This is a genomic window from Vibrio sp. Y20_XG_PY13, assembly GCF_024181925.1.
Lineage (GTDB): Bacteria > Pseudomonadota > Gammaproteobacteria > Enterobacterales > Vibrionaceae > Vibrio > Vibrio parahaemolyticus.
On the sequence record NZ_JAMZAL010000008.1, the window covers coordinates 1 to 17,263 of the forward strand.

The window sequence follows — 17,263 nt, forward strand, 5'->3', positions numbered from 1 at the left end:
GTTTGAATTGACTGTGCTGAATCCGAAGATTCAATGGTCACTTCGTTTCATTGAAACCTAATTTGATACCGAAGTATCGAATTGGATTATCATCAACGAGTGCCCACACAGATTGATAGGTTCTTATTTTTAAAGAGCACACTTTGAAGTTCTCTTCAAAGTGGACGGCCATTTTAGCTAGATAACTTATCGTGTCAAACACTTTTTTAAGTTATTTATCTGCGAGTTAATTCTTAACTCACTGACCTTGTTGACTAGGCTTCGCTTAACTTGCTTTCCCTTGGCAACGGAGGCGCATTATAGGGAGTTCATTGAGGAACACAAGCCTATTTTTCAAAAAAACTCTCCTTTTTAGTTCATTCGTATAGAAAACATCCAAAACGGACTAAAAGCGCATAGAAAAGGGGCCCGAAAGCCCCTTAAATGTGATTTTAATCTCACTTTTTGTGTCAGTGCAATTACTGATGAGCGAGAATTTGGTCATTAGTAACGATTAGCTGCACTTTCTTGTCTGGAACTATTTCACCAGCAAGAATGGATTTAGCTAATGGGTTCTCGACATTCTGTTGAATTGCACGTTTTAAAGGACGTGCACCGTATACTGGGTCGAAACCAACTTGGGCGATCAAGTCGAGTGCTTTATCAGAAACCTCTAATTGATACCCTTTTTCTTCTAGTCGTTTTGCCAAGCGTTCTAATTGAATAGAAGCAATGGACTTAATGTGCTCTTGACCAAGTGGGTGGAATACCACTATTTCGTCAACACGGTTCAAGAACTCTGGGCGGAAGTGTTTGCTAACCACATCCATCACTTCACTCTTGATACCTTGATAGTCCAATGTGGCGAAGTTCTCTTGGATTCGAGAGGAACCCAAGTTTGATGTCATGATCACGACGGTGTTACGAAAATCAACCGTACGACCTTGTCCATCAGTGAGTCGGCCATCATCGAGCACCTGCAGAAGAATATTGAACACATCTGGATGTGCTTTTTCTACTTCATCCAACAAGATCACTGAGTATGGTTTACGACGAACCGCTTCAGTTAGATAACCACCCTCTTCGTAACCAACGTAACCTGGAGGCGCACCCACTAATCTTGCGACTGAGTGTTTCTCCATGAACTCCGACATGTCGATACGTACCATTGCATCTTCGCTGTCGAACATGAAGCTCGCGAGTGTCTTACATAATTCCGTTTTACCGACACCAGTTGGGCCTAAGAATAAGAAGGAACCAATTGGTCGGTTTGGATCAGAAAGCCCAGCTCGGCTACGACGAATCGCGTTCGATACCACTGCAACTGCTTCGCTTTGCCCTACAACACGATTGTGAAGCACATCTTCCATGCGAAGTAGTTTCTCTTTCTCCGCTTCTAGCATCTTAGATACTGGAATGCCAGTTTGTTTAGAAAGCACTTCTGCGATTTCGTTATCTGTTACCTTATTGCGAAGCAGCGTCATTTCTTGCATTTCAGCCTGAGTCGCCAAGTCTAGTTGCTTCTCTAATTCCGGAATACGACCGTATTGAAGCTCAGACATTCGGTTCAGATCACCAGCACGACGCGCAAACTCCATGTCCATACGAGCTTGCTCTAGTTCAGATTTAATATGCTGAGTACCAGAAAGTGCGGCTTTTTCTGTATTCCAAACCTCTTCTAACTCTGCGTATTCGCGTTCTTTCTCATTCAACTCATCATTCAATGCTTGCAGACGCTTTTCACTCGCTTCATCGTGTTCGTTACTTAGTGCTTGTTGCTCAATTTTTAGTTGGATGATTTTACGCTCAAGCTTATCCAATGATTCTGGTTTTGAATCGATTTGTAGACGAATGCTTGAAGCCGCTTCATCGATCAAGTCAATGGCTTTATCTGGCAACTGACGGTCCGAAATATAACGGTGCGACAAACTTGCCGCTGCAACAATCGCTGGGTCAGTAATTTCTACATGGTGATGAAGTTCATAACGCTCTTTCAAACCACGAAGAATAGCCACCGTATCTTCTACTGTCGGCTCATCCACCAGCACTTTTTGGAAACGACGTTCTAATGCAGCATCCTTTTCGATGTATTGACGGTACTCATCCAATGTTGTTGCACCAACACAGTGAAGTTCGCCGCGAGCCAATGCTGGTTTGAGCATGTTGCCCGCATCCATTGAGCCTTCACCTTTACCAGCGCCGACCATAGTGTGTAGTTCATCAATGAAGAGGATGACGTTGCCTTCTTCTTTAGCAAGTTCATTCAATACTGATTTTAAACGCTCTTCAAATTCACCACGGTATTTCGCGCCAGCAACAAGTGCGCCCATATCCAGTGATAACACACGGCGACCGCGTAGACCTTCTGGCACTTCGTTATTAACAATTCGCTGCGCCAAGCCTTCCACAATTGCGGTTTTACCCACACCAGGCTCGCCGATGATCACTGGGTTGTTTTTGGTGCGACGTTGCAATACTTGAATCGTGCGACGAATTTCATCATCTCGACCAATTACAGGATCCAATTTGCCCTGCTCAGCTCGCTCAGTTAAATCGATGGTGAATTTTTCAAGAGCCTGACGTAGCTCTTCAGCATTTGGATCATTGACCTTTTGGCCACCTCTGATCTTTTCAATCGCTTGACTCACTTTTTGCTCGGTCAGCCCAACTTCTTTGAGTAGTTGCCCTAAAGGACCACGATCTTCTAGTGCCGCAAGCAAGAAGACTTCGGACGAGATGTAGGAGTCTTGACGCTTTTGAGCCACTTTGTCACACAGATTGAACAAAGTCCCCATCGAGCTAGAAAGCTGCACATCACCACCGATGCCACTCACCTTTGGTAATCGATCAAGCATTTCGCCCAGCTTTGAGCGGAGATGAGTTACATCCACGTCCAGCATTGTCAGCAATGGACGAATTGGACTGCCATTTTGATCAAGCAAAGCCACCATTAAGTGAACTGGCTCGATGTACTGATGATCGCGCCCTAACGCTAGTGATTGAGCATCAGAGATAGCGATTTGAAACTTACTGGTAAATCTATCAAGACGCATATCGACCTTCCTAACCTCGATTAAAGAGAATTCTTTTGACAGTAGAAAGATGGATACTCAGTGGGGGAATTTCAAGGGAGTGAATAAATAAAGATAGCTTTGCAAAAATAGAACTATGCATCTCAGCTCTTTTGAGCTTTATGGGGCTTACTCTTCAATCCAGATAAACGTAGCTTGCCTTCCTGTCACACCATCTCGGCGGTAAGAATAAAAGGACTCTTTATCTTGGTAAGTACACAAACCGGAATCGAAAACTTGCGAGACGCCAGCCCTGTTGAGACGCTGCGTCGCTAATTGCGACATGTTGGCAAGCCATTTACCTTCCACATTACGAGGGGTAAATGCGCGCTGAGCTTTTGAGTCAAAATCGACAAACGCTTGTAGAACATCTTCGCCCACTTCAAACGCCTGTGGACCAATAGCAGGCCCTAACCATGCCATCACATCACCCGAAAATAATGCAAGAGCATTTTCAACGATACCATTTGCCAAACCACGCCAACCGGCATGAACAGCTGCTACTTGAGTACCTTGAATATTCGTCAGCAGTATAGGCAAACAATCAGCGGTCATGGCAGAACACACAACATTACTCGCCGATGTGAAGACGCCATCAGCATCAAGCACTATTGACGTAGGAGCATTCGCATGGGCAACGACAGTAGAATGAGTTTGGTTTAACCAAATTGGCGCACTTGGCATATTCGCTTGCTGCGCCAACCAATGACGATTCTTCGCTACGATAGAAGCATCATCCCCAACGTGTGCACCGAGATTTAACCCTTGATAAGAGCCTGTCGAAAAGCCACCAACTCGCGTAGAAGCAAAGGCTTTGACATTTTTAGGTGCAGACCAGTTAGGAATGATTGCCTTCATCTTAAAACTCGTCCGGTAGACCGTATTCTTCAGTGTCTTTACGCAGCGCTTCAGTCATTGCCACCATATCGTCTGGCACTGGAGCATGGAATTCCAGTTCTTCACCAGTTATCGGGTGTTCAAAACGAAGCATTACAGCGTGTAGCGCCTGACGATCGAAACCACGAATCATGTCCGTCAGTTCCTGCGATGCACCAGTAGGAATACGTGCACGACCACCGTAGGCAGTATCACCTAACAGAGGATGCTGTAGGTAAGACATATGAACACGGATTTGGTGAGTACGACCCGTTTCCAAACGCAGACGGATACGCGTGTGCTCACGGAAGTGTTCTGCTACACGGTAGTGCGTTACCGCAGGTTTACCCAAAGGAGCTACAGCCATGAGTGTGCGTTTAGTCGAGTGGCGACCAATTGGTTGATCCACTTTACCACCCGCTGTCATACGACCGATTGCAATCGCTTCGTACTCACGCGTGATGTTGCGTTTTTGCAGGGCACGAACCAAACGAGTTTGCGCTGGAACGGTTTTCGCCACAACCATCAGACCTGTGGTGTCTTTATCAAGACGATGCACGATGCCCGCTCGCGGTACTTCTGCGATGTCTGGGTAATGATGTAGCAATGCATTCAGCACGGTGCCATCTGGTGTACCAGCACCAGGGTGAACGACGAAGTCACGAGGCTTATTGATTACGATGATGTCATCATCTTCGTAGACGATATCTAGTGGGATATCTTGCGCTTCCCAGCGTTCTTCATCTTCCAGCTCGGCTTGCAAAGTAATTTCCTCACCACCCATAACTTTGGTGCGAGGTTTAGTGACAACTTCACCATTCACTTGAACTTTCCCGTCCAGCAACCATTCTTTCAGGCGCGAACGAGAGAAGTCAGCGAACAATTCGGCGATAGCTTGGTCTAAACGTTGACCTAACTGGCTATCTTTTACGGTATTTGTTAATACAATCTGCTGAGCCATATCGAACTTTTTTAAAAACTGTGAGACTAATGCTCACGACTGTGGAAAAATAGACTATTACGTCATTGTATCTGTTACTGGAAAGAAAGTAACGGCAGCTTAAGAAATATTTAGATTCAAGGAACAGACTCCTGATATGAAACGTCAGACTTTAACAGGCCTTTTAGCGGTATCTCTTCTGTTTGGATGTGCAAGCAAAGAAGAAATCGTTCCTGATGTGCCACCTTCGGAACTGTATGCAGACGCACAAGTCTCACTTCAAAGTGGCAACTGGCTTTCTGCGATTGAGAAACTGGAAGCGTTAGACTCACGTTACCCATTTGGTGCCTACTCTGAACAGGTGCAACTTGACCTTATTTACGCATACTACAAAAACGACGACCTAGCGTTAGGCTTAGCAACCATCTCTCGCTTTATGCGCCTCAACCCGACCCATGAAAAAATGGACTGGGTGCTTTACATGCGTGGCCTGAGCCACATGGCTCAAGATCGTAACTTTATGCACGACCTGTTTAGCATCGATCGTAGCGACCGCGACCCAGAGCCCGTGAAAAAAGCATTTGATGACTTTAAGAAGCTGCTTCAACGTTATCCAAACAGCCCATATGCGGAAGATGCACAAAAACGCATGGTGGCCTTGAAAAACCGCTTAGCGAATTACGATTTAGCTACCGCTGATTTTTACCTTCGCCGTGAAGCCTGGATCGCAGCCATTAACCGTAGCCAAGAGCTTCAAAAATCATTCCCTGATACAGAAGCTGCTCGCAAATCGTTAGAAATTCAGCTGGAAGCCTACAAGCAGCTGCAACTAGAAGATGCCGTTGCAAGAACAGAAGCGCTCATTAAGCTAAATCCTGTCAAATAAACGCCTACCGCCACAGCTCAAACTGTGGCGGTTTTGTTTTCTACCACCAATTCCTTCTCTTTGAACAATCTTGATGATTTTTTGAGCACAACTTATGCTTAGAGTTCTACTCCACCATTAAACTGGACGTGAACGTGACCATATCTAAGTTTTGGGCAATGCTGTTCTTTCTGTTGTCGGCGTCCGTTTACGCTTTGGAAATCTCACCATTAAAACAGCCTCCGTACACGGGTGACTTAGATGTCATCAAGGAGAAAAACGTATTGCGCGTTTTAGTTTCTGCCGATTTAGGCTTCTACTATATCGAAGGAGGAACACCAAAAGGGATTGGCGCAGAGCTGCTGGCTCACTTTGAAAAAGATTTACGCAAAATCAAACCCAAACTGAACGTACAAATCATCCCTCTAGCGCGAGACCAATTGCTCCCTTCTCTCGAAAACGGCTCTGGTGATTTAGTGGTGGCAAACTTGACGATCACCGATGCCCGCAAACAAAAAGTCGACTTCAGTACCCCAATCTTATCCGGCATCGAAGAGTGGGTGATCACCAACAAAAATACTCCAACCATCACTAAACTTGAGCAGTTGAGCGGTAAGGAGATTTGGGTACGTGCCAGTTCCAGCTACTTTGAAAGTATTCAAGCCGTCAACAAAACACTGAACAAGAAAGGCTTACCGCCAATTATCGTGCACTTCATCGAAGAGACTCTGCAAGACTACGAACTCGTCGGCATGCTCAACAATGGCTATATCAAAGCCATTGTTTTAGATAGCCACAAAGCCAAACTTTGGCTCAATGCGATGGATGACATCAAAGCGCATAAGAAAGTCCCTCTTCGCAAAAACGGCAACATCGCTTGGGTAATGCGACAAAACAGTCCTCAACTCAAAGCAGTGGTGAACAAATTCATCCAAAAATCTCGCTCAGGCACACTCCTTGGAAACGTCATATACAGCAAATACATCGACAATACCAATTGGCTCAATAAGGCACTTAACCCTAAGAAAATTGCCCAGCTAGAAAAACTGTCGGCGCTGTTTTCGCGCTACGGGGAGAAATATGACTTGGATTATTTGCTGATTGCGGCGGTTGCGTATAAAGAGTCCGGATTTAATAACAACTTAGTCGGCACAAGAGGCGCTGTGGGCATAATGCAAGTCTTACCGAGCACAGCGCGCGATCCAAACATCAACATCAAAAATGTTCGACAACTCGAAAACAACATCCACGCAGGAGCGAAATACTTAGCGTTTTTGCGTCGGCAGTACTTTGGCGATAAGGCCATTACGGCTGAGAACAAAATTTACTTTACCTTAGCGGCTTACAATGCAGGCCCAGGTAATGTCGAGAAAATGCGCAAGCGAGCCGCACAGCAAGGCTACGACCCCAACGTTTGGTTTAATAATGTCGAAGTGGTCATGCGAAAAAGCCTCAGCTCAACGGTCAGTTATGTGACCAGCGTGAACCGTTACTACGTCATCTATAAGCAACTAGAGAGCTTAGACCTCGCCAAAACACTAGAAAATGTGCTGCTGATTCCTGATGACCCAGTCTTTATGACACCAATAAGGAAAATCACTCAAACGCCAGATACAAAAATGCCGCTTGTTAATTAAGCGGCATTTTTATTATTCAGTGTACTTTGAAATTGCAGATTGATTAATGTCACATTTTCATTCTAGTTAAAATTTAACCACTCTAAAAAACAGGCTGAACAACGTCCCTAAAAACGAAGGCGTTTTCAGCTGAGTACTCTATCCAATCTAATGATTTGCTAACCGATAACAAGCAATTTTGCGATAAATCTCAACAGATCTTGAGTGAGATCACATTCATTTTTCATCATCAAAAACACAACTTAAAAAGTGATCTAAATCACATTCTTTTATCCTTAAAGCGGTAATCTGAACTCAACCCATGAGGGATGCAACAGAGGAAAAACACTTATGACAATGAATATCACTGGCAAAAACATCGAAATCACCTCTGCAATCCGTGCTCATATTGAGAGCAAATTTAAAAAACTGGAGAAATGGCAAGTCGACATTATTGGATGCCAAGCAACTTTCAGTGAGGAACCGAATAAACAGAAGAAATTCGAAGCGGTAATTAAAGTTCCTAAAGGCCAACTTGTCGCCTCAGCAACTCACGAAGATCTTTACGCAGCTATCAATGAAGTGGAGCAAAAACTAGAACGACAACTGAATAAGCTGACCCACAAACCTGAAGCTCGTCGTGCCAATAAGCCTGAGCTAGTGGAAGAAGAAGAGTAAACCGACCAGATTGAGGAAGTAGCGCCGAAAGGCGCTATTTTTTTGCTTGACGCTCCCCGCCTGCTTGCTTATTGTGTTTAAACACTCATAAATTAAGCACTATTTATGCACTTAACCTCACTGTTTATTTTTGACTTCTTTTTCCTTCCATAGTTGGAGGGGCTAACTCGTTTGTGAAAGAAAAGTCAAAAACAAACAGAAAGCCTCCCCACTCGGGAGGCTTTTTTTATAAGGAAAGAATTGATGACTGACCAACCTATTTCCCTTGAAGAAATTCGTTTACGCTTGAATGAGCTTGATGACCAGCTCCTTAGCTTGCTGTCTGAACGCCGTAAACTCAGCATTGAAGTAGCCAAAAGCAAAGTACAAACCTCAAAACCGGTTCGTGATGCCGTTCGAGAGCAACAACTGTTGGTTAAGTTGATTTCCAACGGCCGAGACAAATACGAACTCGACGCTCAGTACATCACCAAACTTTTCCACACCATCATTGAAGATTCTGTCTTACTTCAACAAGGTTATCTGCAAAACCTTGTGAACCCACAACAAAGCCGCAAGCCACTTGCACGCGTCGCTTTCTTGGGAGCCAAAGGTTCTTACTCGCACTTGGCAAGCCGCGAATATTTCAGTCGTAAAAATACCGAGCTTATCGAGCTAAATTGTGAGCATTTCAAAGAAGTGACTCGAACGGTGGAATCTGGCCATGCTGATTACGGTGTGCTGCCCATCGAAAACACCAGCTCGGGCTCGATCAATGAAGTATATGACCTACTACAACACACCACGCTGTATATTGTTGGTGAGCTGACTCAACCTATCGAGCACTGCTTAGTTGCAACGAAAGACATTCGCCTCGAAGACATCAAAACACTGTACTCGCATCCGCAACCGCACCAACAGTGCAGCGAATTCTTAAGCCGTATGAAAGGCGTGAAACTGGAGTCTTGCGCAAGCACAGCAGACGCGATGCAAAAAGTCCAAGAGATGAATCGTGATGATGTGGCCGCAATTGGTAATGCTTCAAGTGGTAAGTTGTACGGCCTGCAAGCGATCCAAGGCAACATCGCGAACCAAACCGAAAACCACACGCGCTTTATTGTCGTCGCGCGTAAACCAGTTGAAGTCTCGACGCAAATTCCAGCCAAAACGACGTTGATTATGTCGACCTCCCAAGAGGCGGGCTCATTAGTTGAAACTCTACTGGTACTGCAACGCTACGGCATCAATATGACCAAGTTAGAATCGCGTCCAATCATGGGTAACCCGTGGGAAGAAATGTTCTACGTTGATCTAGAAGCGCACCTAGGCTCAACCGAAATGCAGCAAGCATTGCAAGAGCTAACAAAAATCACTAAACATTTGAAAGTACTGGGTTGTTATCCAAGCGAAAACATCAAACCAACGCAAGTAAAATTGAGCTAATAGACATCGATGAGTAAAAAGATCATGGCAACCCCAAAAGTCGTTATCGCCTCTCTAAACCCTGCAAAAATCAATGCGGTAAAGAGTGCATTTCAAAGCGCATTCCCTCAACAAGCTTTTGAGTTTGTCGGCATCAGCGTTCCGAGTGAAGTCGCCGATCAGCCGATGACTAACGAAGAGACCCATCGCGGCGCAGTCAATCGAGTTAAAAATGCCAAAGTGGAAATGCCAACTGCAGACTTTTATGTTGGCTTAGAAGCTGGAATTGAAGGCAATGTGACGTTTGCGTGGATGGTGATTGAATCAGACACCCATCGTGGAGAATCTCGCTCAGCCAGTTTGATGCTACCGCCAGAAGTATTAGCTCAACTTGCAGATGCTAATGAACTTGGTGATGTGATGGACAAAGTATTTGGCACCGAAAACATCAAACAAAAGGGCGGCGCAATCAGCTTGCTGACCCAAAACCAATTAACTCGTAGCTCGGTGTATCATCAAGCATTAATTCTGGCGCTGATTCCATTTACGAATCCAGACCACTTCCCTGCCAATCTTTAATTCGAATTACCAGATACGAAAAAGGGCGGATATTTCCGCCCTTTTCTGTTACTTCGCGACTTGAGCCACTTGCTCTAATAAGAGTTTCAGCTTGTCTTTTTCCGCTTCGGATTTCGACTTCAACTCATTTGAGCCACGAGTGATCGTGGCAATGCCAACACCAAGCATCTGACTGATCTGACGTTGAGATAATTCCCCTTTGAGAAGCTCATTAAGAATGTTAACGCGTGCAGTTAATGATTCCCTCTCATCAGGTGTCATCAGCATGGTTAACAACATCTCATGTTGCTGGCTATCCACGCTGGATCGGATTAGCTCGACAATCTGTTGCCAGTCTCTGTACTCGGGTTCGTGTGACATCAAGTTACCTCACTCAATACTTGGTATTGATCTCGTGTTGATTCAAGAACGCGCCGTCGATACCCAAAAGATCACGATAGTAGGTTTCAAACATCAGAATGTTTTGCACATACCCACGAGTTTCGTTAAATGGAATCGCCTCAATAAAGGCGTATGCGTCCACTTTGCCTTGGGTTCGCTCTCGCCACGTTTTTACTCGGTTAGGGCCAGCATTATAAGCGGCGAGCGCAAAAATACGATTATTATCGTAATCCTCTAGCAAACCTTGCAGATAATGGCTACCGATCTCGATGTTTTTGCCGACGTTGTATAAATCATCGCTACCTTGATAAGTCAGCTTGTATTTACGTGCCGTGTACTTCGCAGTCGCTGGCATGATCTGCATGATACCACGAGCCCCTACCGGAGAACGCGCCTCTGAATCCAATGCACTTTCTTGTCTGGCTAACGACATCATCGTAATCGGGTCGATGTCATGCTTCTTCGCATAAAAGTTGAACCACCAGCGGTGCGCAATTGGGAATCGCAGTTCAATGTTGTCCCACATTTGCGCTTGGATACTGGCTGTGACGGTTAGGTGATGCCAATTCTTGGATGAGGCATACGCCGCCAACATCGCCTTTTCATCTTTACCTACGCGACTCAGCAAATGCGCCCACTCACTTTTCGCTGCCGCAATTTTATCTGTCGCAATCAACTCTTCAATACGAGTGAGAGAGTTTTGATACGGGTGAATAACCTTAGTATCGAGCTTAATACGATGAGATGGATATTTGATTGACTGACCAATCGCATTCGCCGCAGCCACGCTGTAGAAATTGCGCTGACCAACTAAGGTCGCCAATCGCTGTTTGCCAGCAATATCATCACCCAGCGCAATCTCACTTCGACCTAACCAATATTGCCAGCGAAGCGAGGCTTGCTCATCTTTGTTGAGTACGGCAATCCACTGTTGAACACCTTTCCAATCTGCATTTTGAATTGCTAGACGGATACGATTTTCGATCAAAGCGACATTTTTACTGGTTTTCGTCTTATCATCTCGCCATTTGGCTAGTGAATCGGATTCAGTACGAATCAGACGAATCGCAATGTAGTCCGCAAGTGCTTGGGCTTTTTCTGCTGAGAATTTTTGTCCTTTCACGACTTGCGTATACGCTTTTTGAGCTTGATTGACATCCATGCGAGCTAGCTTTTCTAACGCATACTCACTCTGAGCACGATAAAAGTCGTTGGCTGGTTTTTTCTTAGCAAACTCAGCCACCGTCGCAGGTTTATCAAACAACGCTTTCATTTCTTGCGCTTGTTGTTTCGCTTTTGCAGAGCTTGGCAGCTTTTGCAAATAAGCCATCAAACTACCGTTACGAGCATCAAACGCCAACAACATGCGTTGCAGAATCAAATCGTCTGTACGTCCACCCGCTTTATCCCAAGCATTAAATAACGGGTCACACTCACTCGCGATGCTAGAACCGCTTAGCCACATATCTTCTGCGCCTTTAAACGCAGCAACTTGTTTGCCTTGTTTTAACTGAGCAACGTAAAAAATACACTGATAACGCTCACCACTTGGAATGACTTTTTGAAACTCAGTGATGGTTTTCCAATCTTTCTGTTTGTACAAGTTATCGAGATAAGGCGCACGAATGCGACGTGAGAACGGGAACGCCTCATGCTCATTAATGAAAGCATCCACTTGTTGTGGTGATTTCATGGATAGCTGCCTGATGAACGTTCGGTAATCCACATAAGGAGTCAGTGGATAATCAGCAATTTTTGGACGAATAGATAAGTATCCGTCAATGTCATTCTTATCTAATAAATCTTGAGCTTGTTCATATACTTCGCGCTGCTTTTCTAAGCTGAGCGACGCGTTTGCTGTCATGCTCACTGCACATAACGCAGCGGCATAACACACGTTTTTAGCCAATTCAGATACGTTGAATCTCATTTGTGTCATTTTCCCCAGACATTTACTGCCCCAAAGCCTAGTTTTCTTAGAGTTCAGTGTTTTGAAGGCGCTTTGAATCCATGCATTCATTCGTTTGGAATGCGGCTATCACTGTAAAACAACTTGGTGTATTAAAATTTGTACTCGTGAAACTTTTAAGACAATAGAGGCATGATGTTCCCAATAAGCAATGCAGACGCTCCTAAAATCAAAGCGAATAACAAAAGTGTATACCCTAACCGTGTAAGTTTCCGGTCAGCTGAAAATAAGAAATCTCATCCATAGGGAAATTCTTGCAATCCGGTAACAAAACAAAGGGAGTTGGTATAAAATAGTGGGTTTGAATGACAGTTAATTTAGGAACGATCGGCAATGGCTGAATACGTATATACCATGTCGCGGGTGAGCAAAATTGTGCCACCTAAGCGTCAAATTCTTAAAGACATCTCTCTGAGCTTCTTCCCTGGTGCGAAAATCGGTGTTTTAGGTCTGAACGGTGCAGGTAAATCTACCCTGCTACGTATCATGGCTGGTATCGACACGGATATCGACGGTGAAGCACGTCCACAACCGGGCCTAAACGTTGGCTACCTACCGCAAGAACCAGTACTCGATGAATCGAAAACCGTTCGTGAAGTCGTTGAAGAAGCAGTTGCTGACGTTGCTGACGCACTGAAACGTCTTGACGCTGTGTACGCTGCATACGCAGAACCAGATGCAGACTTTGATGCCCTAGCGAAAGAGCAAGGTGAACTAGAAGCTCTGATCCAAGCAAAAGACGGCCACAACCTAGAAAACACGCTAGAGCGTGCGGCAGATGCACTTCGTCTACCTGAATGGGACCAAAAAATCGCTCACCTATCTGGTGGTGAACGTCGCCGTGTAGCAATTTGTCGTCTGCTTTTATCGAAACCAGACATGCTACTACTCGACGAACCAACCAACCACTTGGATGCAGAGTCGGTTGCATGGCTAGAACGCTTCCTAGTGGATTACTCTGGCACTGTTGTGGCGATCACCCACGACCGTTACTTCCTAGACAACGCAGCAGGTTGGATTCTTGAGCTTGACCGTGGTGAAGGTATTCCATGGGAAGGTAACTACACCTCTTGGCTAGAGCAGAAAGATGCACGTCTACAACAAGAAGCATCACAAGAAAGCGCTCGCCAAAAGACCATCGAGAAAGAACTTGAATGGGTACGTAAAAACCCTAAAGGTCGCCAAGCAAAATCTAAAGCACGTATGGCGCGCTTTGAAGAGCTACAAAACACTGAGCACCAAAAACGTAACGAAACCAACGAGCTGTTCATCCCACCAGGTGAGCGTCTAGGTGACAAAGTGATTGAAGTGAAGAACCTGACTAAGTCGTTTGACGGTCGCGTTCTGATTGATGACCTATCGTTCAACATGCCTAAAGGTGCGATCGTGGGTATCATCGGTGCCAACGGCGCGGGTAAATCAACGCTATTCAAGATGCTAAGCGGCACTGAACAACCTGACTCAGGTACCATTGAGATGGGTGACACAGTGAAACTCGCATCTGTTGAGCAGTTCCGTGATTCAATGAACGATAAGAACACGGTATTCCAAGAGATTTCTGAAGGCGCTGACATCATCAAGATCAACAACTTTGAAATCCCTGCGCGTGCGTACTGTTCACGTTTCAACTTCAAAGGCTCAGACCAACAGAAAGTGATTGGCGAGCTATCTGGTGGTGAGCGTAACCGTGTACACCTAGCAAAACTGCTTAAAGCGGGCGGTAACGTACTACTACTCGACGAACCAACCAACGACCTTGACGTTGAAACGCTACGTGCTTTAGAAGAAGCACTACTAGAGTTCCCGGGCTGTGCAATGGTTATCTCGCACGACCGTTGGTTCCTAGACCGTATCGCAACGCACATCATCGACTACCGTGACGAAGGCCAAGTTAACTTCTACGAAGGTAACTACACTGAATACATGGATTGGTTGAAGAAAACGTTAGGCCCTGAAGCTGCAGAGCCACACCGTATCAAATACAAACGTATTGCGAAATAATGATTACGACAGACTGACACCGAAACTTACGCTTTCTGGAAAGTCTGTTGGTAATTTATACAAAGGCCGCTATCATAGCGGCCTTTGTCGTATACCCCAGCCAGTTAAAAGCGCCTTTCTGGGCCATTTTGATTGGCGTCATTAAGGTATTTGATGATTTGAGAGTCATTGGGTCAGTGAAAAACATGACCGTGTACTTACGTAACTCTGTAGCGTTCTCGACAGTTTTTAAACAACATTCGAACACTTTTTGTTCTTCTTGATATACTATTCAATCTGTTTAAATGCCTTAGAGAGCGCAATATGACGGAGAAAAGACGCTTTTCACGCATCATCTACCAAGCTCCAGCTCAGTTAGAACAACGTGATTTGAGACTTAACGCTACGATTCAAGATCTTTCCTTACATGGTTTGCTCTTACAAGCCGAAGGCTTAGATACATTGAATCCTGCACTTTTGGTTGATGTCGGTTTCTCGTTCCACCAGTCTGAACAAGAGATTACGTTAACGGCACAGATCGTAGACGTCACTCAAGACCAAATACGGCTCAAGATCACCAACATCGGCATTGAAAGCATTAGCCAATTAAAACGATTTATCGAATTGAATGTAGGCAATAACGAACTTCTGAATCGAGAGTTAGACCATCTTTCCGATTTAGGGGAAAAATAAATCAACGCCTATTTAAGTAACAATAATTATGTCTAAAAAAATCATCATGCAGATCCCCACTAAAAACGGTGATCAGCAATTTTATTTGGGCCGCGGTTCGGTCCTAACCATATTAACTTCGATCATCGCCTTACCTGCCGTTGTCGGCGGGGCTTGGTATTTGAACCAGCAACAGATTCATAATCAGACAACGCTGGTGCAAACCATTACCAAGCTAGAAAGCGAGAAAGCGGAAATCACAGCGCTCTATGAAGAGCAATTAGATACCAACCACTCACTCTCTCAAGCTTTGACGGACAAGAACAACCAGATTCAACTGCTCGGAAAGCGCGTATTTGATGTGGAATCGGTACTCGGCCTTGCTGATGAAGAGCTGTCTATCGATGAGAACAACCTCGCCTTAGAAGAGCGAATTGATGCGGCAGCTATAGATTCTGCGGTTCGTGCGACCATGTTCCGTTTGATTCCGAATGATAGCCCAGTGACGTATCAACGAATCTCTTCTTCTTACGGCAGTCGGATCAATCCTATCTCAGGCAGAAGACACGTGCATACCGGTATCGATTTGACCTGTAAGCGCGGTGAAGAAATCCTCGCACCTGCAGACGGTGTGGTTGAAACCATACGTCCAGGAAACAAAGGTTATGGTAACTACCTCACCCTGCGTCACTCTTTTGGTTTCTCTAGCTCTTTCGCTCACTTGAACAAGTTCAATGTCAAAAGCGGCCAGTTTGTTAGTAAAGGTGATGTCATTGCGCAATGTGGTAACTCAGGAAATTCAACCGGCCCACATTTGCACTATGAAGTGAGATTTCTAGGTCGCACACTAAACCCTCAATCACTAATGGAGTGGACGCCAGAAAACTTCAACTACGTGTTTGAGAAAGAGAAGATGGTGAAATGGGGTCCATTAGTTCAGTTGATTGATAATGTAGTGCGTCTACAAATCAACTTAACTAACTCACCCTACCGTGACACAACGATTAATACTGTTTCTAGTGAAGACAACAACGAAACGATTATTAACTGATGTCATTCCTTGAAATAGAAAGAGCAGCCTAGAGCTGCTCTTTTCTTTTAAGAGGATAACATTATCCACGATGGATATTGTCATTCGCCTGTTTGAGTAAGTTTTGGCTCTCGTTCATAAATTGCTGAGAGTATTGACCAAACCAATCACTCACCTGCTCAAAACTTTCTACAAATTTGGCTTTGTCTTTGCTGTCTAAAATCGCAAGCGCTTCCCCAAAGCGTTGATGGAAACGTTTGATCATATCGATGTTCTCTTGCGATGCGAGAATGATGTCACCGTAGAGATTTGGATCCTGCCCAAACAGACGCCCCACCATTGCCAATTCAAGACGGTAGATTGGCGAGCTCAGTTTCAACAGTTGCTCAATATTCGGGTTCTCTTTGCTAAGGTGCATTCCGTAAGCAAATGACGTGAAGTGGCGCAGCGCTTGGATTAACGTCATGCCATGATCGTGCTCTTGCGCATCAATCTGACACAAGCTCGCGCCCCAAATACCAAACTGTTGTAACAACCATTGGTATTGCTCGTTACCACGCCCATCACAGTACACAATCACCTGCTTGGCAAGGCTAGGAACATCAGGGCCGAACATCGGGTGTAAACCAACCACAGGTCCAGCGTGCACATTCAACATCGCTTGCAGCGGCTTTGACTTGATAGACGTCAGGTCACACAGAATGCAGTCTTGTGGCAAGTTGCCCAGTTTTTCAATCACCCCTTCCGTCAGGTGAATCGGTACGGTGACAACCACTAGGCCTGCGTCTTTGAGAATCTCATCCGCACGATCCCAATCTTTGCTACCCAAAACTTTCACTTGGTAACCTGACAGCTTGAACATGCGGCCAAACAGACTGCCTAACTGGCCATTACCACCAATAATGACCACTGAGCGTAATTCTGGGTTCAAACACTTAAAACCGGAATCTTTCTCGCTGGCATAAGACTCACGCATGGTACGACGAAGAATGTCTTCGATAAGCTGAGGTGGGACACCCATTTTCTCAGCTTCTGCTCGGCGAGACGCCAGCATCGCCGCTTCACGATCAGGGGCATAAATAGGCAAACCGTGTTCGCTTTTTACTTCCCCAACTTTTTCTACCAGCGCTAAACGCTGAGCCAAAAGCTCAAGCATTTGTTTGTCGACTGCATCAATCTGATCGCGCAATGCGTTAAGTTCAACTGCCATTGATGTTCCTTAAATA

Annotated in this window: 14 protein-coding genes and 1 other annotated feature; of the genes, 8 read left to right on the plus strand and 6 right to left on the minus strand. The window is 45.1% G+C overall.

What is annotated here, in order from left to right; all coding sequences use genetic code 11:
- Positions 1-458 precede the first annotated feature (458 nt).
- From clpB to rluD, 3 genes are all read right to left on the minus strand, one after another.
- Positions 459-3,032 carry an ATP-dependent chaperone ClpB gene (gene clpB / locus NL646_RS17610; protein WP_005460310.1) on the minus strand — a complete coding sequence of 858 codons (2,574 nt, stop codon included), beginning with the start codon at positions 3,030-3,032 and terminating at the stop codon, positions 459-461.
- A gap of 147 nt (positions 3,033-3,179) precedes the next feature.
- Positions 3,180-3,908 (minus strand): peptidoglycan editing factor PgeF, encoded by a 729-nt coding sequence (pgeF, locus tag NL646_RS17615; protein ID WP_253664494.1) that lies wholly within the window; start codon positions 3,906-3,908, stop codon positions 3,180-3,182.
- Between the two features lies 1 nt (position 3,909).
- The gene (gene rluD, locus NL646_RS17620; RefSeq protein WP_005460300.1) at positions 3,910-4,887 is read right to left on the minus strand and encodes a 23S rRNA pseudouridine(1911/1915/1917) synthase RluD; all 978 of its coding nucleotides are present in this window, start codon (positions 4,885-4,887) and stop codon (positions 3,910-3,912) included.
- Positions 4,888-5,023: 136 nt separating this feature from the next.
- Here rluD and NL646_RS17625 point away from each other — a divergent pair, with 136 nt between their 5' ends.
- The 5 genes from NL646_RS17625 (at position 5,024) to yjjX (ending at position 10,005) form a co-directional block, all read left to right on the plus strand.
- Positions 5,024-5,752: an outer membrane protein assembly factor BamD gene (locus NL646_RS17625; RefSeq protein ID WP_005460312.1), complete on the plus strand. Its 729-nt coding sequence runs from the start codon at positions 5,024-5,026 to the stop codon at positions 5,750-5,752.
- A gap of 134 nt (positions 5,753-5,886) precedes the next feature.
- Positions 5,887-7,368 carry a lytic transglycosylase F gene (locus NL646_RS17630; RefSeq protein WP_025623485.1) on the plus strand — a complete coding sequence of 494 codons (1,482 nt, stop codon included), beginning with the start codon at positions 5,887-5,889 and terminating at the stop codon, positions 7,366-7,368.
- Between the two features lie 330 nt (positions 7,369-7,698).
- Positions 7,699-8,025, plus strand: a complete 327-nt coding sequence (raiA, locus tag NL646_RS17635) for a ribosome-associated translation inhibitor RaiA (RefSeq protein WP_005468590.1) — start codon at positions 7,699-7,701, stop codon at positions 8,023-8,025.
- Positions 8,026-8,132: 107 nt separating this feature from the next.
- Positions 8,133-8,255, plus strand: a sequence feature (Phe leader region).
- 13 nt (positions 8,256-8,268) lie between these two features.
- Positions 8,269-9,447 carry a prephenate dehydratase gene (gene pheA, locus NL646_RS17640; RefSeq protein WP_005468591.1) on the plus strand — a complete coding sequence of 393 codons (1,179 nt, stop codon included), beginning with the start codon at positions 8,269-8,271 and terminating at the stop codon, positions 9,445-9,447.
- Between the two features lie 24 nt (positions 9,448-9,471).
- A complete protein-coding gene (gene yjjX, locus NL646_RS17645; RefSeq protein WP_180768661.1) occupies positions 9,472-10,005 on the plus strand; it encodes an inosine/xanthosine triphosphatase in 534 nt (177 codons plus the stop codon).
- 48 nt (positions 10,006-10,053) lie between these two features.
- On the opposite strand, the gene trpR is transcribed toward yjjX, so the two are convergent.
- Entirely contained in the window at positions 10,054-10,365 is a 312-nt protein-coding gene (trpR, locus tag NL646_RS17650) for a trp operon repressor (protein WP_005497218.1), read from the minus strand.
- Positions 10,366-10,378: 13 nt separating this feature from the next.
- Positions 10,379-12,325 (minus strand): murein transglycosylase, encoded by a 1,947-nt coding sequence (sltY, locus tag NL646_RS17655; protein WP_029812025.1) that lies wholly within the window; start codon positions 12,323-12,325, stop codon positions 10,379-10,381.
- 363 nt (positions 12,326-12,688) lie between these two features.
- On the opposite strand from sltY, the gene ettA reads away from it, so the two are divergent.
- The 3 genes from ettA (at position 12,689) to NL646_RS17670 (ending at position 16,058) form a co-directional block, all read left to right on the plus strand.
- The gene (gene ettA, locus NL646_RS17660; protein WP_005460278.1) at positions 12,689-14,356 is read left to right on the plus strand and encodes an energy-dependent translational throttle protein EttA; all 1,668 of its coding nucleotides are present in this window, start codon (positions 12,689-12,691) and stop codon (positions 14,354-14,356) included.
- A 303-nt stretch (positions 14,357-14,659) separates the two neighbouring features.
- Positions 14,660-15,028 (plus strand): PilZ domain-containing protein, encoded by a 369-nt coding sequence (locus NL646_RS17665; protein ID WP_005460291.1) that lies wholly within the window; start codon positions 14,660-14,662, stop codon positions 15,026-15,028.
- 28 nt (positions 15,029-15,056) lie between these two features.
- Entirely contained in the window at positions 15,057-16,058 is a 1,002-nt protein-coding gene (locus NL646_RS17670) for a M23 family metallopeptidase (RefSeq protein WP_253664495.1), read from the plus strand.
- Between the two features lie 61 nt (positions 16,059-16,119).
- Here NL646_RS17670 and tyrA read toward each other — a convergent pair whose 3' ends face one another.
- Entirely contained in the window at positions 16,120-17,247 is a 1,128-nt protein-coding gene (tyrA, locus tag NL646_RS17675) for a bifunctional chorismate mutase/prephenate dehydrogenase (RefSeq protein WP_024700215.1), read from the minus strand.
- Positions 17,248-17,263 lie beyond the last annotated feature (16 nt).